This window comes from Candidatus Methylospira mobilis (genome assembly GCF_009498235.1).
GTDB lineage: Bacteria > Pseudomonadota > Gammaproteobacteria > Methylococcales > Methylococcaceae > Methylospira > Methylospira mobilis.
Map to the genome: position 1 here is coordinate 1,380,167 of NZ_CP044205.1, position 24,650 is coordinate 1,404,816.

The window sequence follows — 24,650 nt, forward strand, 5'->3', positions numbered from 1 at the left end:
CTGTCCGCAGTGGTGGGGTGTCCTTATCAAGGCTTAGTGCTCTGGAAGCTCGATCTGTTTGAAAAGCGAGCCGATTTCCTTCCTGTCGCGCAGCATCACGGCCTGCTCTATCAGTGAGCGCGTCAGGTGGGGGGCGAAAAGTTTGATGAAATCGAACATGAATCCGCGGATATACATATCGCGCTTCAAGCATACCTTGGTAATGCTTGATTCGAATAAATGGCCTACGTCCAGCGCGGTCAGCTCTGTGTCTACATCGGGATCGAAAGCCATTTTTGCGACTATGCCTATCCCTAGGCCGAGTTTGACATAGGTTTTGATGACGTCCGCATCGACGGCGGTGAGCGCAATTTGGGGGTGTATATGTTTTTTCTCGAAGGCTTTATCCAGCTGTGAGCGTCCGGTAAAACCGAAGGTATAAGTAATCAGCGGATAATCGGCCAGATTTTCGAGCGTGACGGAGCTGACTGTTGTCAGCGGATGATCCCGGGGGACCAGCACGCAGCGGTTCCACCTGTAACACGGCAGCATTAACAGGGTGTCAGATTCTTCCTGTATCGTTTCTGTGGCGATCGTCATGTCAACCACGCCTTTCAGCGCCATTTCGTGGATTTGACTGGGCGTTCCCTGGTGGATATGCAGTTTGATTGCCGGGTAAGCTTTTATGAACTCGGTAATGGTGGCGGGAAGCGCATAACGTGCCTGCGTATGCGTGGTGGCGATGCCGAGCGAACCCATCCTGCTGTTTTTATGGTCCTGAGCGACATGCTTGATGTCTCTTGCCTTGGCCAGGATATCGCCGGCAATCGCCACTATCTGTTGTCCTGCCGGGGTTATTTCCGTGAAGTGCTTGCCGTTGCGAGAGAAAACAAGGACGCCCAGCTCGTCTTCCAGTAGACGAACCTGTTTGCTGATTCCCGGCTGGGATGTGAACAGGCTGTCCGCGGTTGCCGAAACATTCAAATCATGTTGGACGATTTCCCAGATGTACCGTAGTTGCTGCAGTTTCATGTCGATTCAATGGGGGGGGGGCGGCGATTTCGGTCCGAAGCATTCCTTTGCAGTAACACCATCCGCCGCCTTAAAAATTGTACAAAAACAGACATTGGACTGTCTGATTTTGTCGTTTTGCCACAATCCTGCCTGACCAGCGCCTGGGAAGCGTTGGTTTGATCGTTTTTTCCGGCAAACTCAAGGCGAAAGTCATTTATATTGTTTTTTTTTATATAAAAAACCCGCTTTTCTTTGCCCAAGCTGCCGCTCAAATTCTATCGTTCCAGTAAGTCGGTTTTCCCGCTCTTCCCTTTCCATTCATCTGCATCGGGAAGCGCGTCCTTTACTTCGGTAATGCCTGGCCAGATTTTTGCCAGTTCGGCATTAAGCGTAATAAAATCCTCCATTGCCGCCGGTACTTCGTCTTCCGAAAAAATGGCGTTTGCCGGGCATTCGGGTTCGCACAGCGTGCAATCTATGCATTCATCCGGATCGATTACCAGAAAGTTGGGGCCTTCGTGAAAGCAATCGACGGGACAGACATCGACACAGTCAGTGTATTTGCACTTGATGCAATTTTCGGTTACTACAAAAGTCATTGATATTCCTGGTAATTTCTGGTATTGGCGATCAGCACCGCATAGCCAGTGCACTTCAGCCGGCGATGGTGGAGCATGTCGTCTCGGTTGCAAAAGCATATTTTACATGGAATATATCGGTTCAGCATCCCTGGAGCCGTTCAAAAATGCGAAAGAACTTCGTTTTTGCCGGTTACCAGCTATTAAACGGATGTTTGGACAGTTGCGTGTTGTAGTAGCGAATGTCCTCGGTTACTTCCCGTCCGAGCCATGCGGGTTTCTCGAAATACTCCTCCGGCGAAGACAGCTCAATCTCAGCGACGATCAATGCGCTATTATCGCCTTCAAATTCATCGATTTCCCATAAATGATCGCGATATCGAACCAGATGGCGAACTTTTTCAATCAATGGACCCTGCCGGAGCGATCCCAGCATATCCAGCGCATCCTGTATCGGTATCTCGTACTCGAACTCCAGGCGGCTGCTGCCGATGGTGGCGCTTTTTATATTAAGCCAGGCCTGCTCGCCGCAGGTGCGTATACGCACCGAACAATGAAGTTCGTTGTTCAGGTAGCCTTGCGTCATACGATGCGAGGCATGTATCTCCTTGCGCCAATCGTTGCCGGCGACTAAAAATTTGCGTTCTATTTCATGAGCCATGCGTAGTATGAGAGCCGGTTTGTTGTTTTTTTGTCGGGCGGTGTGCTGTTTAATCGTGCGGACCCGACGCCCATTTTTCCCATGGCGGGGTAGGGTGGAAGCGTTCATGCAGGAAATCCACGAATGTTCTGACCTTTGCCGACAAATGTTTACGGTGGGGGTATACGGCGTGTATTTCGACTTGTACCGGGTCGTAATTTTTCAGTATTGCCTGCAGCCGCCCTTTTTGCAGGTCCTGGCCGGTCATGTAGGTGGGCAGCAGCGCCAGTCCCAGGCCGCTAATGGCCGCCAGTCTTAATGCGTCGGCATTGTTGGCTTCGAGCGTGCCGGTAACCTTGACGACGGAAGTATTGCCGGTTACCGGTTCGCTGAATTGCCATTGATCACGTGGAGCAAGCGTATTGTTCACCAGACAATTGTGTTTTTTCAGGTCGTTCGGGGTAGCGGGGAAGCCGCGCCGCTTGAAATAATCGGGCGAGCCGCACACGACGCGCTGTGAACTGCCGAGTTTGCGCGCAATCAGGCTGGAATCGTGCAGTTCGTTCAGGTTGATCGCAAGATCGAAGCCCTCCTCGATCAGGTCCACATGGCCGGTTTGCAGCACCAGCTCTACATTGACGTCCGGGTAGGCTTCGTTATATGCCGCTATGGCCGGCGCAATATGATAGGTGCCGAAAAACGGCGTCGCATTAACCTTGAGCGTGCCTCTGGGCTCGGTTTGCAGGCGGGTTACGGATAGTTCCGTTTCTTCGATATCGTCGAGTATTTGCAGGCAGCGTTCCAGGTAGGCGATGCCGACTTCGGTAAGATTGAGATTGCGGGTGGTTCTGTTCAGTAAGCGGATGCCCAATGTATTTTCGAGTTGCATCACGTGTTTGGTGGCCATCGCACGCGAAAGGTTCAGTTCTTTTGCCGCTGCCGCGAAGCTTCCCGCCTTGGCGACTTTGGTAAATACAATCATGCTGGTCAGTTTGTCCATGTTGGATTCCTGAGTTTATTTTTTATGAGGAAACAATCAATAAAGAATTTTGGGTATTGTATACAAGTTGTTGGTTTTGTATAGTCGTATACAGCATTAAAACTTGTGAGGTAGCTATCATGAAAAAAAATATTCTGGCTTTTGCCGTTTTACCGGTCGTTCTTTGGGGCGGTCAAGTTAGCGCCGATGACAGTTCTCAGCGGATAGCCGATTCCAATGTCGCCAAGTGGAATGAGGCATTCGCGCACGGTAAGGTGGACGATATTGTCGCTCTCTATGCCGATAACGCCATGCTGGTTCAGCCGAATGGCACGATCTCGAAAAATACAAGCGAAATTCGTGCCTTTTGGCAGACATTGATTGAAAAGCGCGGCGGCGTTCTGGCGATCGATGTGATCGAGGTTAAAGACGAGCATGAAGATACTATCGTGACAACTACGCGTATTTCCGAGGTAAAAACGCTTCCGGCCGCCGCACAGGTCATGAAATACCACTATGACGGCGTGCTGTACAGCGTATTGAAACGGCAGCGTGACGGTTCCTGGAAGGCGCAGGTTCAGCAGTGGCGTGATAACGGGCATGGCGTATAGTTATTGTATAATGGGACGGCAATGAGGGTTTTCTGTCGGTTCACGGAGTGATACTATTCCCTAGGAAACTACCCGGAAATATTTGCTGCACGCCGGGTGTGGCTTCCCGCGCGGTTTAAAGCAGTTTGTTGAATTTGAATGGAGATCGTCATGACACATGTGTTACCGGAACTACCTTATGATAAAAGTGCTCTGGCCCCGCATATTTCTGCGGAGACCCTGGAATATCACTACGGCAAGCACCATCAGACCTATGTGACCAATCTTAATAACCTGATCAAGGGTACCGAGTTCGAAAACCTGTCGTTGGAGGAAATCGTAAAAAAATCCAGCGGCGGTATTTTTAATAATGCGGCGCAGGTGTGGAATCATACCTTCTACTGGAACAGTCTGTCTCCTCAGGGCGGCGGCGGGCCGAGCGGTGTGCTGGCCGACGCGATTAATCAAAGTTTCGGTTCCTTTGACAAGTTCAAGGATGCTCTGACCCAGTCTGCCGTTACTACCTTCGGTTCCGGCTGGGCTTGGCTGGTAAAAAATGCGGATGGCAGTCTTGCCGTGGTCAGCACCAGTAACGCGGCAACGCCGTTGACTACGGACCAGAAGCCATTGTTGACGGTCGATGTATGGGAACACGCTTACTATATCGATTATCGCAATGCGCGTCCCAAATATCTCGAGGCGTACTGGAATCTGGTTAACTGGGCGTTTGCGACCAAGAATTTCGTTGCCTGATTCCGGGCAGTCAGCGCGGTTTGCCTGACGGTTGCCGCATTTTGTCGAATAGGGCAGGTACTTGAGTACCCGCCCTATTCTTTTTTTGCCGATCAATTGGTGTAGGCGGGCCTTTTGGGTTGTCCGTTGCCCAGCGGTTCTCCGCCGCAGCCGGTGGCGCTGACGACTGTAAGACCGAGCATGATAATAAGTACGATACTTTTCAGGATAGACATGGGTTTAGCCATAAGGATTTGAAAGTTGATAAAACCGGCCTTCCGTTCGCCTGCCCAGGTCGAAAAAAGGGCGTACGATCCGAGATATGGGTTGTTTTGCCGGGCCTGCGCCGCATGATACACCTCGTATGCTCCCGCTGCCTATGGGTTGGCGCATTCTCGTCATTATTTTGTCACACGCGGTGGCGGTCAGTTACCGCCTGCCAGTCGCCGCAGGTTATTGGATGGTAAAAGTTGGCGGTATAGCTGCCGATACCTGGCGCTCTCTGCAAAACTCGGTTCGCATGTTTATATATGTTTTTGTGGAACGATTGTTAATGGCTCGATTCCGGTTTTGTCTTATTCATAGAGCGACAGCAGATAACTGTGAAGGTTGCTGGCCTTTCCTTTCAATTCCAATTTCTTGCGGATATGCTTGCGGTGAATGCTGACGGTTCCAGGCGAGAGATTCAATGTTTTTGCGATCAGCTTGGTGGCCAGCCCCTGCCTGACCAATGACGCCACCTGAATTTCTACTGGGGTTAACTGCTGGTAGACGGCAGGCAGATTTTCTGCGCGTCCGTAGGATTTTACCAGGTGCCGTAGATTGATTTCGAGAATGTCGATCAAACGACCTTGATTTTCATCGATAGCCGCCCCCTTTAACCTGGTCAGGAAGGGTATGACTGTTCTCTCTATTTCATGTGAAAGCTGATTTTGGGCTTCGGATTTGTCTGTTTCCCGATACTTGAGCAGAACGTCGAGCGCGGTATTGACCAGCGCCGATTCCTGCTTGAATTTTTCCAGCTCCATTTGCGTGTGTGCCACCTGATTTTCCAGACGATCGCGGGTATCGAACAATATCTTTTCGGCTTGTTTTTGTGCTGTGATCTCCGTGAAAGAGCCGACATAATGGGTTATATGTCCTTCGTCGTCGGCGACTGCGGCTATGGTGCTCCATAACGGGAACACCTCGCCATTCTTACCTTTGTCCCAGATTTCGCCCTGCCAGTAACCATGGTGCTTTACCGATGCCCAGATAGCCCGATAAAAATCCTCGTTATGCAGGCCTGAATGCAGGAAGGACGGTTTCCGGCCGCAGGCTGCTTCAGCACTGTAGCCGGTGATACGGCTGAAAGCGCGATTAACGCGAAGGGTGGTTTTGTCCGCATCGGTTACCAGGATGCCGGCCTGCGTTTCGAAGGCTACGGCGGCAATGCGCAGCGCCTGATCCGCACGTTTGCGTTCGGTGATGTCGGTGAGGATGATGCCCATCAGCACAGGAGAATGGAGTGTTTCCATCGGCCGGCAATCGAGCTGGGCATGCCATACGGCGCCACCGGTGTGGCGGAGCGCCAGTTCAACGCTTTGTTTTCCGCCCTGCTGCATTGCCTGCCGGTAATAACGATGCCAGCGGTCGCTGTCTTCGGCTGCGACAAAGTGCGCAAAACGGCGGTTGATCAGTTTTGTGCGATCGACGCCGAGCAGTTTGGCGCAAGTCAGGTTGGCTTCTATAATTGATTCGTCTTCGGCAAGTGTGATATAGCCGACTGGAGCGAAATCGTAGAGCCGCAGATAACGGTCGCGGGACGCTTCCAAAGCCGTTTGAGCTTGGCATAGTTCCTCATGCTGCATTTCCAGTTCAATCTGATGCACCTGCAACTCGTGGAGCAGTTCCTGCGCGGCAGGCTGCTCAATTTCAGGCGCGCGGGCTATGCAGGCCTCAGCCTTGGCGCGCAATGGTTGCCGATGTTTGATGTATTTATCGTTCATGCATCGACCTCCATCGACAGCAATATCAGTTGCGGCTCACCGGCCTTGCCTATGAATTGACGGGCGTTCAGCACTATCCTGCGATGACCGATAACCGGGAAGTCCTGTTCCAGCACAAAGCCTTCGAATCCCCGGTCATCAGGCAGTATTTTCTCCAGTAATTCATGCAGGGCGGGGTGGTCCCACTGGCGGCAGCCAAGATCGAAAATCAGGCTGCCTGCGGTCTCTTCCGCCGTAACCTGGAATTCCTGGTAAAATGAGCGGCTGGCGGTGACCACCTTCATCGTGCTATCCAGCACGACCAGCGGTTCGCGTACCGTATTCACTATGCCTTCGGCCAGGTTAAGGGCTTCTTGCGCCGCTACCGCATTGATGCGTGCGGTGATATCGGTAAAAGTCAGTACGATGCCGTCTATGACGTTATCCAGCATACGGTAAGGCTGGATGCGCGCCAGCACCCAGGCGTTGCCGTTGATTTTCAGCTCGCGCTCATAAGGCATCAGCGATTCCAGTACGGACCGGGCTGCGGGCAGCAGCTCGCCTCCCTCTTCCACAACCGGCTTGAAGTCGTTTAAAGGCCGGCCCACGTCGGTGGCGATCAGGGGGTAGATGCGTACCGCCTCTTGCGTGAAACTGCGTATCATCAGGCGCCGGTCGAGGAAAATGATGCCGACGCTGATATTGTCGAGCAGATTTTTCATGTCGTTCTGCATTCTTTCAAGTTGCTCGATTTTGCTGTGCAGCTCGGAATTGACCGTAATCAGTTCTTCATTGGCCAGATGCAGCTCATCCGTGGAGGTTTCCAGTTCTTCGTTGGTTGATTGCAATTCTTCGTTGGTTGATTGCAGTTCTTCATTGGTCGACTTGAGCTCTTCGTTGGATACCTGCAGTTCTTCGACGGTGGTCTGATGGCATTCTTTGAGATATGCCAGATCGCGTTCCAGTTCTTCGATGCGCCCCGGTTTCGCACTGCGCTCACGTCCGAGTTTTACTGCCGTATCGGTGACGTCATGGAAACTGACCAGTAGCAGTCTCTGCGCGCCAACGGGGCAGGGCAGTGGCTTGACGCTCAGACTGAGCGAGGTAGAACCGCCATAGGACTCGATCCGTACTTCCCGGTTCAATGTGGCAATTCCCTCGCCTGCGGCTGCGTGGAACGCGGAACGCAATTCCAGTTCCAGCCCTTCGCGCGCCATTTCGATCACATTAAGCTTCGTATGCTCCGACGCTGGATGCAGGTATCTGCCGGTCTCGCCATGCGAGCAAATAATATCGCCCTGAAGGTTGGCTGTCACCGAGGCCTGTGCAAAACATTGTACCGGCGTCCAGTAGTTAGCGTGTTGTAACGGTTTGGTTCTGCTTGCTTTTTTCATGGCTTGTTCTGGCGGTTTGCCGCCGCTTTCCGCCGGTCTGTGCATACCTCGCGCCATCGCCGCCCTGGAAGATAAATTGGAATGGCTGACACGATAAAATTTCCACTTGCGGTGAATGGATGAAAACAGTTCGGTATGATTGCCTATGCTCTCCGATGGCGACAGGAACAGCACTCCGCCTGGGTTGAGCGCATAGTGGAATTTCGGAATCAGCCGGTTTTGCAGTTCCGCAGTCAAATAGATCAATAAATTCCGGCAGCTTATCAGATCGATTCTGGTGAAGGGAGGGTCTTTGATCACGTTCTGAGTGGCGAACACCACCATTTCGCGGATATCTTTTTTTACCCGGTATCGGGCATCCTCTCTGGTGAAGAATCGCTGTAGCCGCTCCTGGGCAACATCCTGGGCGATACTGGGCGGATAAATGCCCTGGCGGGCAACAGCAATGGCGCTGTCATCCAGATCGGTGCTGTATATTTGCGTCTTGAACGGCTGATGGGTTTTCTCCATCAATTCGCGCAGCAGAATGGCGATGGTGTACGCTTCTTCGCCGGTGGCGCAGCCGGCTACCCAGACGCGAAACACGTAATCATCCGCTTTGTCTCTGCACATCTTCGGCAAGATATCATTCCGCAGCACGGCAAACGCCTCTGCGTCCCGGAAGAAGCCGGTGACATTGATCAGCAGCTCCTTGAACAGATTGCGCGACTCGTCCGGGTTTTCTTCAATGTAATGGGCGTAGACTTCGATATCTTCGATATGTAGCTGGTGCATACGGCGTTCGATACGACGGACGATGGTGCTTTTTTTGTATAGCGAAAAGTCGTGACCGGTAAAGTCCAGCAACTGCTTCAGGATAGCCCTGATCCCGCTTTTCATTGTAGAAAAGGCAGGTGTTTCAGTCTGGGAGGCCAAAGTGCCGGCGCAGGCCAGAACCGCCTCAGGCATTTTATCGACGGGCAGAATATGCGTGGCGCAACCCGCTTGAATGGCGCTGGACGGCATGCCGTCGAATTCGGCGGTATCAGGTTGCTGCGCGAAGGTGACGCCACCCTGATCCTGAATGGCTTGTAATCCCAATGTGCCGTCGGTACCGCTGCCGGAAAGGACGATGCCGATAGCGCTTTTCTTCCTGTCTTCAGCCAAAGACCCAAGGAACTTGTCTACCGCCATGCGCTGGCCGCGAGGCTCAAGCGGTACGCTCAGTTGCAATCTTCCCTGTGCGATGACCATCTCGCGGTTGGGAGGGATGACATACACGCGGTTGGGCTCGACCGGCATTTGATCCAGCGCTTCGGCCACCGGCATAATGGTGCTGCGTTGCAGGATATCGGCGAGCAGGCTGTCGCGGTCAGGGTCGAGATGCGACACCAGCACGAAAGCCATGCCGGTGTCGGCAGCGGTATGTAGAAAGAATTGCTTGAACGCTTCCAGTCCGCCGGCGGAAGCTCCTATGCCGACAATGTGAAAAACAGTTGCCGCATCATCTGTTTTCTTGATCGGCATTGAATGCTACCTTGGTTTAGCCATGAAGTCTGCCGGCGGTTCTCCGAAGTACGGGGCGGCGATGCCTACTGGTTGCCCGGTTCGCTTGCGCTTGCCCGGCGTCACCGACGTTTTTATCTCTCATGCATGACTTCCATCGGCGGCAATTTCAGTTGCGGCGGAATGAGTGGCGGACCGCTGGCATAAAACTTCAAAATAACCCGAATGAGGTATTCACTATCAGTCTATTTTCATTATTCTGGTAATAAGAAGTAAGTACTTATCTCATTGTAAGGAAGTCCTTATTTTTTATCAATGTTTCAAGACTGCATTGTGCGCTGATTTCCGGAACGGAATATGGCGGCCGGCCGCAACCGCAAAATAGGTTTACCTCGAACAGAGAGCGAAATACCGTGTGCAAACTAAACGATGTTCGAAACCGGTATGGCGCTTTGTCGCTCTCATGTCAACCTGTTCGACGAATGTGAAAACTATCAACCTGCTTCGCGGGGCGAAGTCTGGCCTCGGTTTAAGAGCGTCCGGCCATCACCATAGGCATCGTCGGCTACCTGGCTTGTTTCAACGGCGCTGACGGCAAGCACGACAAGAGCCCGCAACTCTTTTATTCAGAAGCTTGGGAGGAAAAATGTCTTTAATTACCTGGAGCGACTTTCTTAGCGTTGAAATGGCGGAAATTGATGGGCAGCACAAGAGGATGGTGCGACTGATTAATGGCTTGGACGAACATATGCGGAAGGGCGACGCCAACGATATCATGGCCGGGGTTTTTAACGGGATAGTCGAATTCGCCGGTATTCATTTCGCGACGGAAGAACAATGGATGGCGCGATACGACTTTCCCGGTTTTCCTGAGCACGTGCTGGAACATCAACAGTTTACAGCCACAGCGGTCGAACTGCAAAACCGCTTTAGCAGTAACCAAGCCGAGGTTACTGCCCACACCATGGTGTTTTTGCAGGATTGGTTTTATCACCATCTGCTGGGGACGGATAAACTGCTTGAGAAGCACCTGCATGCTATGAGCACCGGTCATTTGAGCAGCAGCCAACTGGGATCCAAAGATGCCCAGGCGGCTGGTGGCGTTTCAGTGATGCTCCGGTCACCCTCGCTTTATGATGGGTATACCGCGACCGTACCCTTGCTTTTCAGACGAGTCGTATAGGGCGAATACAGGGACAGCCATGAGTGATGCTGCCGCGCTTTAGAACAGAGGGCGTCAATAGTGAACAGCAATTCTTACAAATCCGATGTGGAAAAGCTTTCAGACTTCATATCCGGGATCATCGAAGGGCGCGACCCGGATTTGTACGGGCATCACCAGCGGATCGGAAAGATTGCAATGTTATTTGCGCAACATATCGGTTGCTCGGCGGAAGACTCGGAACTGCTCGCGATTGGAGCTCGTATACACGACATCGGCAAGCTGTCCATTAACGAACATATCCTGAACAAACCCACGCAGCTTACCGCGACCGAGTTCTCATTGATCAGGCAACATACCGAAATAGGCGAAAGACTGCTTGCTCCCCTGAAGCTGGATGTGCGTATCGCCGAAATCGTGCGCTTCCACCACGAAAACTACGATGGCAGCGGATATCCGCAAGGTCTGGCAGGGGAGGAAATTCCGTTTTTGTCCCGGGTGGTCAGAGTTCTGGACTCCTTGGACGCGTTAACTTCGAACAGGCCCTATCACCCGCGCGTTTCATGCGACGAGGCTTTGTGCGTAATGCAGCGTGATTCCCATGTTTACGATCCGTTCCTGCTCGAATCATGCTGCGAAATGATGAACAAACACCTCATAGAGGTGTAAGCTAAAACCGCCAAAATTCCGTCAGCGCGAATTGGCATACCCCATGGGTGTGCTGAATTGCGTTTTTTGCCAAACATGAAACGCAAACTGCCGGCATTACTTCCATCATTGATGTATAAAAAAAATCAGCGCCTCCCAGACTTACGCGGACTCAGAACCATGACCACGAATAACACGCACGGCGTCGCGGCGTCGCCAGTCACGATGACAGAGGAAGAATTGCAGGCTTCCGCGATACGATACCGCTGTCTTTTCCCGTCGATTGAAGACGGCATTTTGATCCTCAATGCGCAATCCGGCATGATCGAAGATGTCAACCCAGCCTTGACGGCCCTGCTGGGATACTCGCGGGAGGCGCTGCTCGAAAAGTTTCTATGGGACATCGGTTCATTCAGGCATGTCGTGTCCGACCGGGCGGGCTTGCTGGACCTGCAGAGCCGAAAATACATATGCTATGACGATGTGCCGCTGGAGACTGCGGACGGCGCCGTGATGTATGTAGAGTTCATTAGTCACGTTTATCCTGATGCCGAAGTTCAGGTAATCCAATGCAATATACGCAGCATGACTGCACACCGGCGCGGCGCGGAACAAACGGAGGAAGCAATAAGTCAGCGCACGCTGGAGCTGATTCGGGCTCGCGATGCCGCCGAATCGGCCAATAAGGCCAAAAGCCAGTTTTTGGCCAATATGAGCCATGAGCTGCGTACCCCGCTAAACGCTATTCTCGGTTTCTCCAGCATGATGCGCCGCGATCCTCTCATAACCGAAAGCCAGCGCGAAAACCTCAACATCATCAATAGTAGCGGTGCGCACCTGCTGAGCCTGATCAATGAGGTGCTGGACATGGCTAAAATCGATGTGGGAGGCCTGCAACTGGAGACCGCTCCGTTCGATCTGGGCGGAATGCTGCGCGATGTCACAGAAATGATGCAGTTGCGCGCCCATGAAAAAGGCCTGCAACTCCTGCTTTACCAGACATCCGTATTTCCGCGTTACATCCAGGGCTACGAGGAGCGCCTGCGTCAGGTACTGGTCAAGCTGGTGGACAATGCGCTGAAATTCACCGAACGGGGCGGCGTGACCATACGTTTTGGCGTGAAACAAAACGCCAGGCAACACATGGTGATCGAGATCGAGGATTCCGGAGTCGGCATCGGTACTGAAGACAGGAAGCGCTTGTTCGAACCCTTTGTGCATATGGCGGAAGGAGGGGGTCAACAGGGCGCCGGACTGAGTCTGGCGATCTCGCGCCAGTTGATCGAGCTGATGGGCGGCAGCATTGTTGTCGAAAGCACGCCGGAGAAAGGCTCGCTGTTCCGGATTGAATTACCGATGGAGCTTGCGAAAGCCGAAGATGTGTTCAAGTCTGAAAATCAGGGCGAAGTGGAGGGGCTTGCTCCGGGTCAGCCCAGCTATCGTATTTTGATCGCCGAAGATCGGCGCGACAACCGGCTGCTGCTCAGCCGGCTGATGACCAATATCGGTCTGGATGTGAAAGTGGCGGAAAACGGCGAGCAGTGTGTGGAACTCTTTCAGAGCTGGCATCCCGATCTTATCTGGATGGATAGACGCATGCCGGTCTTGGACGGCGTGGAAACCACGCGGTGCATTCGCCGGTTGCCAGAAGGCCGGGCAGTAAAGATCGTCGCGGTTACCGCGTCGGTCACCTCTGAGCAGCATCAGGAAATGCTGGCTGCCGGGGTGGACGATTGTGTGAGCAAGCCCTATCGTTTCAAGCAAATCTATGACAGTCTGGCGCGGCAACTGGGCATTACCTATCGCTATGCCGAAGCCGGAGAGGCTGCGGGCGCCGCGCTGAAACCGGCAATGCTCGCCAGGTTGCCGTCCGGGTTGCGAATTGAACTGCGGGACGCCCTGATACGGCTGGATAGCGACCGTATTGCGGCGGCGATTCGGCAGATTAGTGACATCGACGCAGATTTGGGCCGTACGTTGTCCGGGTTGACGGAAAATTTCGACTACCCGGCCATACTGAACGTTCTGCGGGAGCGGGGTTCGGAGAATTGACCATGGATCTTTTGGGTTCTCCTGGGTTTCGTGGACAGAGAGACCCGTTTGTAAGCAGCGCCAAGGAGCCAATCAATGAGTAATGACGCAGAAAATATTGCCGAACAAATGGCGGCCCTGAAAATCCCTTTGGATCGCGACCTGTTCATGCGCACCCTGATCCGGGAGCTGGCCGACGTGCTGCAGGATGTAGTCGGCGCCGAGCAGGCGTCGAGCTTTATCAGCGTAGTCGGTCAGTTGATGGGCAAGCGGATCAACGAACAGTATTGCAAGGCCCTCGACGCAACTTCGCTGAGCAGGGAGCAGGTTGCAGCGGTGCTGGTGGATTTGAAAAAGCGCATCGGAGGCGATTTTTTCATAGTCGCGCAGGATGATGAGAAAATCATTTTTGGCAGCCGATCGTGCCCGTTCGAGGAAAAAGTGGTTGGACAAAAGGCGATGTGCATGATGACTTCCAATGTTTTCGGCAGCATCGCAGCCGCCAACCTGGGCTACGCCAAAGTACACCTGCAAGCTACTCTTGCCGAAGGACAGCCCGAATGCCGCGTGGTGGTGTTTTTAAAGATGAGCGACGAAGCGGATGCGGTAGAGGGCCGGGAATACTTCAAGAGCGCAGCCGGATGATTGCGAGGGAAACCGCCCAGTTGCTTCGACTGATAACGGGCCCGTTTCTGGTGGTCGACGGAGCCTGCGAGGTTGTTTTCGCCAATCAATCCTTCTGCGAACTGCTTAAATGGGAAAAAGGCCGGTTGATCGGCCGCTCTTTCATGGAACTGGTCGCGGAGCCACGGGAAAAAACCAGACAGACCTTGAAACTGTTTTTCGGCAGCGGCGAGTGGCTGGTGGGCCGCTTGTCTCTGCATAAGGGCGATGGGAGCAGACTGGAGTTCCCGTGCAAGGGGTGCGTGATGCAACGGCCATCCCCCGGACAGCAGCTTTTGGTCATTATTCAATTCGACGAACCTATTCAGTTTCAGGCATTGGTCCAAAAAGTCGAGGAGCTCAACACCGAAATCCGGCGCAGGCGGCTGGTCGAAGAGCAACTGCGGGAACGCTCCGTCAAACTTGAACAGGAAGAGGATGCATTACGCGAAAGTGAACACTTCCTCAGTTGTGTAATAGACCACATTCCCAATTTACTATTTGTAAAAGACGCCAATGACCTGTGTTTTGTTAGGTTTAATAAAGCCGGAGAAGCGTTGCTTGGCTATACGCGCGAAGAGTTGCTGGGAAAAAACGATTATGATTTTTTTCCAAAAGCGCAGGCGGACTTTTTCGTAGCGAAAGACCGGGCGATTCTCGACAGCGCCGAGCCGCTGGATATACCGGAAGAGCCTATCAGTACGAGACTGCTGGGTCTGCGTTATTTGCATACGAAAAAAATTCCTATTTTTGCCGGTGACGGGAGCCCTCGTTATCTTCTCGGTATTTCAGAGGACATCACCGAACGCAAGCGGGAGAAGGATGCTTTACGCGAAAACGAGGAGAAGTTGCGCAGTCTCTACGAACTCTCGCCCCTGGGTATTGCATTGACGGATATGAATGGGCGTTATGTGGAGTTCAACGAATCGTTCCGGCGCATCTGCGGTTATAGCGAGGAGGAGTTGAAGACGCTGGACTACTGGACCCTGACACCCAGGAAATACGAGGCGGACGAGGCGCGGCATTTGGAATCGCTCGCAGGTACAGGGCGCTACGGCCCCTACGAAAAAGAGTATGTGCGCAAGGACGGCAGCCTGATTCCTCTCCGTTTCAACGGAATATTGGTTACGGGACGCGACGGCCGGATGTACATCTGGTCCATTGTCGAAGACATCACCGAAAGCAAGCGGGCGGAAATGGAGTTGCGGGCAGCATCGCTGTATTCACGCAGCCTGATTGAGGCAAGCATCGATCCGTTGGTGACCATCAGCCCGGAGGGGAAAATTACAGACGTTAATCTGGCTACCGAGGCCATTACCGGCAGGAAGCGTTCCGAGTTGATTGACACCGATTTCGCCGACAACTTTACCGAGCCGGACAAGGCGCGTGCGGGCTATCGGCAAGTATTCGCCAGGGGCTTCGTTCGTGACTTTCCACTGACCCTGCGCCATATCTCCGGAAAGGAAACCGAAGTGAACTATAACGCCAGCGTCTACCTCAACGAAGAGGGTGAAGTGGCGGGGGTGTTTGCCGCCGCGCGCGATATCACCGAACACAAGCGGGCGGAAGCGGCCCGGACGCAGCTGGCGGCCATCGTGGAGTTTTCCAACGATGCGATTATCGGAAAAACGCCGGACGGCATTATTACCAGCTGGAACAAAGGCGCCGAGAGAATTTACGGCTATTCCGCAGATGAAGTCCTGGGTAAGTCGATCACCTTGCTGGGACCCGAACGCCATGCCGAAATCCACGGGCTGCTGGAAACGATACGCAAGGGCGGCACCGTCGTAAACCACGAGACTGAGCGAGTCTGCAAGGGTGGGGCCCTGATCCACGTCGCTCTCACTCTTTCGCCGATCAGAGACGCTTCCGGCAATATCTCCGGCATATCCACCATCGCACGCGACATTACCGAGCGCAGGCAGGCGGAAACCGAGTTGCGCGCGCTCAAGAATGAACTTGAACAGCGTGTAGTCGAACGCACCCGGCAACTCGAAGCCGCCAACAAGGAGCTCGAAGCTTTTGCATATTCCGTTTCGCACGACTTGCGCACGCCGTTGCGCGCCATAGACGGATTTTCCCGTATCCTGCTGGATGAGTATCCCGGCAAGCTGGATAAAGAAGGCAGACGGCTGCTTAATGTGGTGAGGGACAATACCTGCAGAATGGGGCAACTCATCGACGACATGCTGAAGTTCTCCCGCACAGGTCGTGTGGAGCTGACTTTATCCCTTATAGACATGGAGAGACTGGCCCATGAGGTTTTCGAAGAACTTCGTCCTGCTGGCGCCGGCGACAGGCTGCAGCTGGAAATAGAGGCGATTCCCCCGGCTATGGGCGACAGCGCCATGATGCGTCAGGTTTTTGTCAATTTGCTGTCCAATGCGATCAAGTTCAGCCATTCCAGGGATATCGCCAGAATCAAGGTGGGTGGTTCCATTGCAGGGAGTGAAGCTGTTTATTATGTGATGGATAATGGTGTAGGCTTTGACAACCAATATGTCGATAAACTGTTCGGCGTGTTTCAGCGCCTGCATAGCGTGAACGAGTTCGAGGGAACGGGTATCGGACTCGCGATAGTCAAACGCATCATCACCCGTCACGGCGGACGGGTTTGGGCTGAAGGAGAGGTTGGCAGGGGCGCAACGGTACATTTCACCTTACCGGTCAGAGTATGTGCTGATTAACTCGAAATAAGCTGGCGCCGGTAAACCCACTAGTGTGGGCTGAATTATTGCTGAACGGGACAAATCTGTGTTTATAAAGGAAAATATATATGGATGATGCAGTAAAAGAAGTTGAAATCCTGCTGGTTGAAGACAATCCGACCGATGCGGAACTGGCGATACGGGCGCTTAAAAAAAACAATTTCGCCAATAAACTGGTATGGGTAAAAGATGGCGCGGAAGCATTGGATTTCCTTTTCGCTACCGGAGCCTATAGCGGACGCCAGGTGACAAATGGCCCCAAGGTGATTCTGCTGGACCTGCGCCTGCCCAAGGTGGACGGTATGGAAGTGCTGCGCCGGATCAAGGACGATGAGCGTACCCGTATTATCCCTGTGGTGGTGCTGACCTCTTCCACTGAGGACAGAGATGTCGCGGAAAGTTACCAGCTCGGCGTCAACAGCTATATCAGCAAACCTCTGGAATTCGACCAGTTCGCCAAGACAGTATCCGAACTGGGACTGTACTGGCTGCTGGTGAATCGCCCGCCGCTTGCCGCGAAGTAGCCGTGGCGCAGACCGCCATGAATCGGGGGGCGCGTGTCCTGATGTTGGAGGACTCGCTTACTGACGCGGAATTGGCTGAGCGCGAACTGCGCAAGTCGGGTATGACTTTCAGTTCAATGCGCGTGGATACTCGTGATGCGTTCATCCGGGCGCTGGATGACTTCCGTCCGGATATTGTGCTGTCCGACTACAAACTGCCCGATTTCGACGGCATGACCGCGCTGGAAATTGTGCGCGGCAACCACCCTGACGTGCCGGTGATCATGGTCACCGGCGCGCTTAGCGACATCGAAGCGGTGAAGCTGATCCAGGCGGGGGCCAAGGATTATGTACTGAAAGACGGGTTGGCGCGGCTGGCGTCGTCCGTCCGTCAGGCGTTGTCTGCAGAGCGGGGTATTCGCGCGCGCAAGGCGGCGGAGAAAGCGCTGAGGGAGAGCGAGGAGCGCTTTCGCTCTCTGGTGGAAAGCACCAGCGACTGGATATGGGAGATCAACGCGCAGGCGGTCTACACCTATGCCAGTCCCCAGGTGTTTGACCTGCTGGGTTACAGCGTTGGGGAGATTCTCGGCAAGACGCCATTCGATCTGATGCCGCCAGCTGAATCGGGGCGGGTCAAGGCGGTATTCAATGACATCGCCAGTGAGAAGAAGCCGTTCCGTCTTTTGGAAAACGCCAATCTGCACAAGGATGGCAGGGTGGTTTTTCTGGAAAGCAGCGCTACCCCTATATTTGACGCCGAGGGCAGGCTGAAGGGGTATCGCGGAATTGACCGTGACATTACCGAACGGAAGCGTGTCGAGGAAAATTTCAGGCGTTACAAGGATCAGCTGGAGGAAACGGTAAGGCAACGTACGGAGGAGTTGCAGCTGGCGCGCGATGCGGCCGAGGCGGCCAACAAGGCCAAGAGCCTGTTTCTTGCCAACATGAGCCACGAGTTGCGCACACCGATGAATGCCATACTCGGCTTCTCTCATATGATGCGCCGCGACCCGCATCTGACCGAAAGTCAGCGTGAAAATCTCAATATCATCAATCGTAGCGGCGAGCATTTGCTGAGTTTGATCAATGATGTGCTGGAAATGGCAAAAATCGAGTCTGGACACCTGCAGTTGGAAATAGCTCCATTCGATTTGGGCGGCATGGTGCGGGAAGTTGTCGAGATGATGCGATTGCGCGCAGAAGAAAAGGGCTTGCAGCTGGCGCTCGATCTGGCCTCCTCTTTTCCGCGAAATATCAGGGGCGATGAAGCGCGGATACGCCAGATTCTGGTCAATCTGGTCAGCAACGCTGTGAAATTCACCAAACAGGGTCAGGTTACTGTCCGTCTCGGCGTCGAGTGCAATTCCAATTTCAATCAACATTTACGAATCGAGGTCGAAGACACCGGCCCCGGTATCAGCCAGCAAGATCAGCAGCGTCTGTTCCATCCTTTCGTGCAATTGGCGGATGGCGGAGAACAAAAGGGCACCGGACTGGGTTTGAGTATCTCTCGTCAGTTTGCTCAGTTGATGGGCGGTGACATAGGCGTCGACAGCACAGCCGGGAAAGGGGCATTGTTCTGGGTTGACTTGCCGGTGGAGCTGGTGAGCGCTGCCGACGTTTTCAAGCCGGAGAAACGCGGCGAAGTGGCGGGACTTGCTCCTGGGCAGCCAAGCTATCGCATACTGATCGCCGAGGATCAGCAAGAAAACCAGTTATTGCTCGGCAAGCTAATGACCGGCCTTGGTCTCGAAGTGAAAGCGACCGGGACCGGCGAGCAATGTGTGAAACTCTTCCAGGATTGGCATCCGGATCTCATTTGGATGGACAGGCGCATGCCGGTTATGGATGGGGATGAAGCCGCCCGGCGCATCCGTCAATTGCCGGAGGGCCAATCGGTGAAGATCGTCGCCGTAACCGCTTCGGTTTTTAGCGAAGAGCAGCAGGAACTGCTTGATGCGGGGATGAACGATATCGTGCATAAGCCCTACCGCTTCGAAGAAATCTATGACAGTCTTGCGCGGCAACTGGGCATCAAATATCGCTATCATGCCGAGGTCGAGGAACACAATATTCCAGTGGTTCTGACGCCGGCGATGCTGGCCGTATTGCCGGCCGCAGTGCGTCAACAGCTCAGGGAAGCGCTGGAAAGCTTGGATAGCGGGCGCATCACGGCTATAATCCGGCAGATAGGCGAGTGCGATGCGCATCTGGGGCGTAAGTTGTCCGGCCTGGTGGAGTATTTCGATTATCCTGCTATATTGAACTCGCTCGGCCGGACCGCCGACCTTTCGGTCGCGTCAGCGTCGCTATCGCACCCTGGGCATCAACCGGATGCCCAATGTTTTAAACCGCCTGTGTAAAAAGCCTTGTTTTGCCTGTTTCCGGCCGGTTTTGATTAAATTCATGCTTCACAAGCCGGCAGTATTGGCGGATAGGTTGCGGGGTTGCTTTGCTAACCGGTTGTTGTATCAGGGCTGGCGACGTTATGCGGTCCGTCACAAGGCTGGGCGAAATAACTGAAACGGTTACGGCCCGCATTTTTGGCTTCATACATCGCTCTTTCGGCATTATAGAGCAGCTCTTTGATGGTAACGGCGTCGTTTGGATAAAAGGCTATGCCGATGCTGGCTGAAAGGCGGGTTGTTTCGTCTCCCGATGCGTAAGGCTGGTTCAATGCTTGAATAATTTTCTGGGCGACGCGTTCGATATTGGTTGGGACGGCTATTTCAGGCAGAATAACGGCAAACTCATCGCCGTCCAACCTCGCGACGGTATCCGATTCGCGCACGCTTGCGCCAATGCGGCGCGCGGCTTCTATCAGCAAACTGTCGCCTTCGTCATATCCCAAATGTTCATTTATCTCCTTGAGGCGGTCGATGTCTATAAGAAATAACGCCAGGGACATATCCGCCCCAGCCGAATCTTCGACACCTTGCTTCAGCCGTTCATGGAACATCTGCCGGTTGGGTAGTTGCGTCAGGCCGTCGAAATGCGTCTGACGCCACGTCAGTTCTTCCGCCAGCTTGCGTTCGGAGAGGTCGCGCACGACTGCCTGCAGAATGGGCTTACTCTCCAGTATCGTCCTGCTCAGCATTACTTCTGCAGGAAAGCTTGCGCCGGTATCGGCACGCTCGAATACCCAATCAAAATGTTGATTGCCTTCGTTCAGGGCCTGGGCGATCTTCTGGTCGGCCAGCGTTCTGGAATTGGCGCCGCAGGGTTGCTCCGGCGGAGACAAGTCGGCGAGGTGCAAATAAAACGCTTCCTGGCTGGCGCAACCGAAAACTGTCAAGGTCGCTTCGTTACAGTCGAAAACGCTTTGCTCATCCAGCAGCATGACCGCATCAACGGTCGAATCATAAAGCGTGCGAAACCTGCTCTCCGATCGGCATAAGGCATCTTCCAGTTTCACTCGATGCAGCGCATTGCGAATGCAGTGTGCCAAGCCATTGTGGCCGAAATCGCCCTTCACCAAGTAGTCGGTAGCCCCTGCGTCCAGCATTTTCTGGCAGAAATCGGTTTGGTCTGGCGCGGTTAATGCGATGATGGGAATACGCTTCGCCGATTGCCGCGCGATGCGGACGGTTTCCAGGGCTTCCGTTTCGGCGTGCGGCAGATCCAGAAGTAAAACATCGTAGCTTGATTCAACTTCCTCTTGCAGCGCTTCGCGCAACGAACAGATCCGGGTAACATCAAAATGCATACGCGCAAACCGATGCAGCGAGATTTGTATATCGCCGGCTTCGGTTTCTATCGACAGTACACGGATGAGTTCGGTTTCGCTCATTAATCATCTCCAAGCGATACGGAAAAGCAGGCTGGTAATCGCTACGTTTAAGGTTAGGGTGCAAATGCCGCTCCTGTTTCACAATCCAAGCCTTTCCGGACTGAAGTAGAGGGTAAGCGTTCGTTTTGCTGTTTGCACCATGCCATATGGGCGCAAGGAATATTCCTGAATCCGTGGTCGATTCCGGGAATATTCATGGAATTCATATGGATGCGCCGCTTTTCGCTTCACCCAAAATGAACGTTGATTTCTTATGAAATCATACTGTTGACTCTAACTACCACGGACTCAGGATATTGTCTTTACATTATAATATTATCCGGTCTCTTCGCTCAAATGGTTTGTGCGCCTGGGTGTTCCGCCATATTAAAAAGTCCCGGATGAAGCGCAAACAGCTCCATGTCTTGATAGACCTGTTGATCCTTGGCATCTGTGCGGTCAGCAGGGGAGCGGGGAGGGATGAAGTGTTCCTGCAAAAACTGGATTTTCACGTCAGATTTCGCAAAAAATGGCGATACTTTCGGTGTTGTACTGCTGTACCGAAGTTGCCATGCCACGCATAGAAAAAAGCATGGCAACTCGGCCGCAATAACGAAGCGGTATTTCCTACTGCTTTATACACGAATCCGGATAGGCGTTAGGCGCAATAAGAGGGGTCATCCTTCCGTTCGCAAAGTCGTATACGCCGCAGTCCGACGCGTCGTATTTTATCAACATGGGAATAGCGTCGGTGAATACACTTTTATCGGCGAACATGCTGGTAAAGTCTGTGCTGGTTGACATTGCTCCGAATAATGTCGTCAGATCCTTCCATGTGTATGCGAATAATGAATTATGTGGAAGGTCGCAGTAGGTTTGTCCGGCAATGTAGGAATTCTCAGATGTATTCTTTGATGCCTGTATGTACTCAATCGATTGTAGATAATACTTATGACGGTTTTGGCTGTTCCGCTTAAGCTGGCCTTTCGTATCTTTCTTCCATTCAGGGTTTTCAGAAGTTTCCAAAGAACATTCGTACGCGCCGTTGATGGCGCTGGTGCTGAATTTAAACGGGTCGGCTACTTCGCCCTGGTTGGTGATATTGATTCCCAGCGGTCCGACCGCCTGTCGGTAATCCTTGGCTGTTTTTTCCGGAAGCGGCGTCCCGTAATTATATAAAGCGCCTGGCTTGTAACTGCCAATGAACATGGCGTGTATCGAAGGTTTTGGCGGATCTGGCGTCATATAAAAATAAACAGCCGAAGCCAGTATCAAATATCCATCGCGCGCAACGTGATCCGGGTATTTCAGTAAAAAGTCCGGGTCGCCGAGCATGACTGCAGAAAAGTTTGCGTAGTTGCTGGGATGGCTTAATTGGTGCAAACCCCTGCCGTAATAGCATACTTGATAATTGTCCAAAAGCTTTTGATCATTGCCGCCGTAACTCGTATAACACCAGTTGGTTGTCGTGATCGGTTTAAACTCGTATGCGTAGCTTTCCTGGTTGTTTTCACGGCTTGCAGACAATATTTGCCTGTTTTCAGGGTATTTGATTTGGTCTACGATGGTATCGTGACCGCCGGTTTCTTGCGCGGCATGACCGAACATGGCTGCAATTTCTCTTCTGCACGTATCGATCGATACGTTACCCTTATCCGAGGCGGAAGGGTCGCCGCAAAAGTGCGGATATCTTGCAATAACCTTAAGCAAGTTTTCGTAACTCAACGTTTGGGTCAACACAGGGCCGCCGCCGTTTTCAACAAAAATATCCTGCCAGTTCTTCTCTATGGATTTTTTATTTGCCTCACTGTTTTTTGCATTTTTCTGTGTTACTTCCGTAAGGTATTTTGTGTACATATTCCATGACTCTATTGGAAATGCCTGCATGACGTTCTGCACATTATATTGATTATTACCCATATTGCCTGCATCGACGGCAGGCTGGCAGGGTAGCGCATAAGCTGCCGACAATTGCTTGAGGATATAATCTTTTTGAGTTTGCGAAAGCGATGAAAAATTCGTCGCTACGGATTCACGGCTTTTGATGTCTCCGTTGTTAAACAGATAGTCAATATCCTTGCGGCTTTTGAATAATGCGTCGGCCTGCAGTGGCGTATAAAATGAAGGGCACGTCGGTACAGGTTTATACGGCGGCGGTCCTGGCGGTACGATAGTATTTTCCACTTTTTGCCATAAGCCGGCTTTGCCTGGTATATCCCCAGGGTTGGCCCACCACTGATTCTGATATATCGCGCCTTGATAGCAGATTTTAGTAAATGCCGTGGCATATACTTTGGCTTCCCAGGCTGGAAAGTCCGAGCAGCGCTTTTCTTCGAAAAGAGCCCAGGGCCCTTGCGTTTCCGAAGGCGTCATGCCTGGTTCCACCCAGTACATGGCGCGCCATTTTTTTCCGCCGTACATGACATCCGCAAGCTTTTTGTATGTTTGGGACGGGTCGTAATTCGGTACGGTTGCAGCCAAAACCGGCCCGCCAAATAAACAGCATAAAGCGAATAGAGCGATTAGGTGTTGTCGGTGTTTTTTTTTCACATGCGCCTCCTGTACGGATTAACTGCGTTACGGTATACGCCGACCGGTTGATCGGCTACACGAGGGTTTTGAACTACGGGTTTTCTCAATCGACTGGGTTAGACGCAATTCATGCCTGAGCGCTCTTCTGTACGGTTGACGTTGGCGGGCCGGCGGTTGATTGGTTTGCCCGCGCTGTGAGCGGTACGAGGCGGTCGTCAAGTGCAAGTTTTCGTTTTCGGCGCATTATTGACAAGGCTCCGGTTTGTAAGGACAACTCAATTGGGGAACGGTCTCATCGAGTTTACCATGGTTGATAAACTGCGCGGCGACCGGAATGATACCGTTGATAGGGTTGATTTGCTGATAAACGACGCCGTTTTTAACATATGCCGCGTTGATGCCCATCCACCCTGCTTGCGCATTTTGCGCGCTCAGCGCCGCGCATCGCTTTTAGTTTCCCGCGCTTTCCACTTTTGTTTTGGTCGAGGGCGGCGCTGCTATCAGCGTAGCGTCGACTATCGTTCCTTCGCGCATCATAACCCCTTCGCCTCCAGTAATGCATGAATGCGTTCCAGCATCACCGCAGCCAGCTTATGCTCTTCCAGCAGATGGCGGAAGGTCAATAGCGTGGCGGCGTCGGGTACGCGTTCATGCGTGAGGTCTATACCGGCAAAGCGGCAAAGTATTGGTATGTCATAAAGCGCGTCTTCGGTTCCTTCGTCTGGAAAGCCGGACCATTGCTGGATAAAATACAGCCGCAGCATCCTTTTTATCCCGATAGGCGGGCGGCCTCGCCCGGAAGCGGGATATACCGGCTGAATGATCTCAATCAGCTCGGACCAGGGAACTACCGATCCATCGGGTTCAAAAAAGTCTCGCGCCGCGTGATGCGGGATTTCTGCTGGAGAAGTAGGTCTGGGAGAGCGGTCTGTTTCATCATGCGCCTGGCGCCGTTACAGTGTAATATATTGATTGTTATATCATGATTAAATGTTATCAATAATAAATACATGGAAATAGGCGGCGATTAAATCAGTGTTTCCTTAATGGACGTTTACTTCATCGGACGATCGAGCAAACAGCGCCGATCAATGGCTGCTGCAAAAAGCGAGAACCATTTCTCGCGTACTGTTACTCAAACCATAAGCAGTCAAAATTTCGATGCCGATTAATAAGCTGAAAGACTTGGGTAAAATTTATCGCGCATGACTGGGTGGCTTTATGCGCGCAGCAACGATCTTATATTCAATATTCCAAGGAGCAATCATGAAAAGCC

The 24,650-nt window shown here is 52.7% G+C and carries 21 protein-coding genes; 9 read left to right on the top strand and 12 right to left on the bottom strand.

What is annotated here, in order from left to right; genetic code table 11:
- Positions 1 to 33: 33 nt before the first annotated feature.
- The 5 genes from cysB to F6R98_RS06080 form a co-directional block, all read right to left on the bottom strand.
- Positions 34 to 1,011 (bottom strand): HTH-type transcriptional regulator CysB, encoded by a 978-nt coding sequence (gene cysB / locus F6R98_RS06060; RefSeq protein ID WP_153248220.1) that lies wholly within the window; start codon positions 1,009 to 1,011, stop codon positions 34 to 36.
- Positions 1,008 to 1,265 carry a hypothetical protein gene (locus F6R98_RS06065; RefSeq protein ID WP_153248221.1) on the bottom strand — a complete coding sequence of 86 codons (258 nt, stop codon included), beginning with the start codon at positions 1,263 to 1,265 and terminating at the stop codon, positions 1,008 to 1,010. The genes cysB and F6R98_RS06065 overlap by 4 nt, the downstream gene beginning before the upstream one ends.
- Positions 1,266 to 1,268: 3 nt before the next feature.
- Positions 1,269 to 1,592, bottom strand: coding sequence for a ferredoxin FdxA (gene fdxA / locus F6R98_RS06070; protein WP_153248222.1), 324 nt, complete (start codon positions 1,590 to 1,592; stop codon positions 1,269 to 1,271).
- A 172-nt stretch (positions 1,593 to 1,764) separates the two neighbouring features.
- A complete protein-coding gene (locus tag F6R98_RS06075; RefSeq protein ID WP_153248223.1) occupies positions 1,765 to 2,232 on the bottom strand; it encodes a CYTH domain-containing protein in 468 nt (155 codons plus the stop codon).
- Positions 2,233 to 2,281: 49 nt separating this feature from the next.
- On the bottom strand, positions 2,282 to 3,211 hold the full coding sequence (locus F6R98_RS06080) for a LysR family transcriptional regulator (protein ID WP_153248224.1): 930 nt from the start codon (positions 3,209 to 3,211) through the stop codon (positions 2,282 to 2,284).
- 119 nt (positions 3,212 to 3,330) lie between these two features.
- Between F6R98_RS06080 and F6R98_RS06085 the strand changes: the two genes are divergently transcribed.
- Both F6R98_RS06085 and sodB read left to right on the top strand, forming a co-directional pair.
- The gene (locus F6R98_RS06085) at positions 3,331 to 3,801 is read left to right on the top strand and encodes a YybH family protein (RefSeq protein ID WP_153248225.1); all 471 of its coding nucleotides are present in this window, start codon (positions 3,331 to 3,333) and stop codon (positions 3,799 to 3,801) included.
- Positions 3,802 to 3,951: 150 nt separating this feature from the next.
- Positions 3,952 to 4,533, top strand: coding sequence for a superoxide dismutase [Fe] (gene sodB, locus F6R98_RS06090; RefSeq protein WP_153248226.1), 582 nt, complete (start codon positions 3,952 to 3,954; stop codon positions 4,531 to 4,533).
- 92 nt (positions 4,534 to 4,625) lie between these two features.
- Here the strand turns inward: sodB and F6R98_RS22435 are convergent, their stop codons facing one another.
- The 3 genes from F6R98_RS22435 to F6R98_RS06100 form a co-directional block, all read right to left on the bottom strand.
- A complete protein-coding gene (locus F6R98_RS22435; protein ID WP_265588137.1) occupies positions 4,626 to 4,748 on the bottom strand; it encodes a hypothetical protein in 123 nt (40 codons plus the stop codon).
- A 339-nt stretch (positions 4,749 to 5,087) separates the two neighbouring features.
- Positions 5,088 to 6,500 carry a PAS domain S-box protein gene (locus tag F6R98_RS06095; RefSeq protein ID WP_153248227.1) on the bottom strand — a complete coding sequence of 471 codons (1,413 nt, stop codon included), beginning with the start codon at positions 6,498 to 6,500 and terminating at the stop codon, positions 5,088 to 5,090.
- Complete coding sequence (locus F6R98_RS06100) at positions 6,497 to 9,379, bottom strand: chemotaxis protein CheB (protein WP_153248228.1); 2,883 nt, start codon at positions 9,377 to 9,379, stop codon at positions 6,497 to 6,499. The genes F6R98_RS06095 and F6R98_RS06100 overlap by 4 nt, the downstream gene beginning before the upstream one ends.
- Before the next feature lie 625 nt (positions 9,380 to 10,004).
- Between F6R98_RS06100 and F6R98_RS06105 the strand changes: the two genes are divergently transcribed.
- The 7 genes from F6R98_RS06105 to F6R98_RS06135 all read left to right on the top strand — a co-directional run bounded on the left by F6R98_RS06105 (position 10,005) and on the right by F6R98_RS06135 (position 19,436).
- Complete coding sequence (locus F6R98_RS06105; protein WP_153248229.1) at positions 10,005 to 10,541, top strand: bacteriohemerythrin; 537 nt, start codon at positions 10,005 to 10,007, stop codon at positions 10,539 to 10,541.
- A 60-nt stretch (positions 10,542 to 10,601) separates the two neighbouring features.
- Entirely contained in the window at positions 10,602 to 11,189 is a 588-nt protein-coding gene (locus tag F6R98_RS06110) for an HD-GYP domain-containing protein (RefSeq protein WP_228125124.1), read from the top strand.
- 159 nt (positions 11,190 to 11,348) lie between these two features.
- Entirely contained in the window at positions 11,349 to 13,220 is a 1,872-nt protein-coding gene (locus F6R98_RS06115; protein WP_194270167.1) for an ATP-binding protein, read from the top strand.
- 75 nt (positions 13,221 to 13,295) lie between these two features.
- Positions 13,296 to 13,844, top strand: a complete 549-nt coding sequence (locus tag F6R98_RS06120; protein WP_153248231.1) for a methanogen output domain 1-containing protein — start codon at positions 13,296 to 13,298, stop codon at positions 13,842 to 13,844.
- Entirely contained in the window at positions 13,841 to 16,549 is a 2,709-nt protein-coding gene (locus F6R98_RS06125) for a PAS domain S-box protein (protein WP_194270168.1), read from the top strand. Before F6R98_RS06120 ends, F6R98_RS06125 begins: the two co-directional genes overlap by 4 nt.
- 89 nt (positions 16,550 to 16,638) lie before the next feature.
- On the top strand, positions 16,639 to 17,094 hold the full coding sequence (locus tag F6R98_RS06130) for a response regulator (protein ID WP_153248233.1): 456 nt from the start codon (positions 16,639 to 16,641) through the stop codon (positions 17,092 to 17,094).
- A gap of 17 nt (positions 17,095 to 17,111) precedes the next feature.
- A complete protein-coding gene (locus F6R98_RS06135) occupies positions 17,112 to 19,436 on the top strand; it encodes a response regulator (protein WP_153248234.1) in 2,325 nt (774 codons plus the stop codon).
- Between the two features lie 92 nt (positions 19,437 to 19,528).
- Here F6R98_RS06135 and F6R98_RS06140 read toward each other — a convergent pair whose 3' ends face one another.
- From F6R98_RS06140 to F6R98_RS06155, 4 genes are all read right to left on the bottom strand, one after another.
- Positions 19,529 to 20,863, bottom strand: a complete 1,335-nt coding sequence (locus F6R98_RS06140; RefSeq protein ID WP_153248235.1) for a diguanylate cyclase domain-containing protein — start codon at positions 20,861 to 20,863, stop codon at positions 19,529 to 19,531.
- Between the two features lie 332 nt (positions 20,864 to 21,195).
- Positions 21,196 to 21,354 carry a hypothetical protein gene (locus tag F6R98_RS06145; RefSeq protein WP_153248236.1) on the bottom strand — a complete coding sequence of 53 codons (159 nt, stop codon included), beginning with the start codon at positions 21,352 to 21,354 and terminating at the stop codon, positions 21,196 to 21,198.
- A 115-nt stretch (positions 21,355 to 21,469) separates the two neighbouring features.
- Positions 21,470 to 23,026, bottom strand: coding sequence for a chitinase (locus F6R98_RS06150; protein WP_228125125.1), 1,557 nt, complete (start codon positions 23,024 to 23,026; stop codon positions 21,470 to 21,472).
- Positions 23,027 to 23,907: 881 nt separating this feature from the next.
- Positions 23,908 to 24,270, bottom strand: coding sequence for a transposase (locus tag F6R98_RS06155; RefSeq protein ID WP_320412173.1), 363 nt, complete (start codon positions 24,268 to 24,270; stop codon positions 23,908 to 23,910).
- Positions 24,271 to 24,650: the final 380 nt, after the last annotated feature.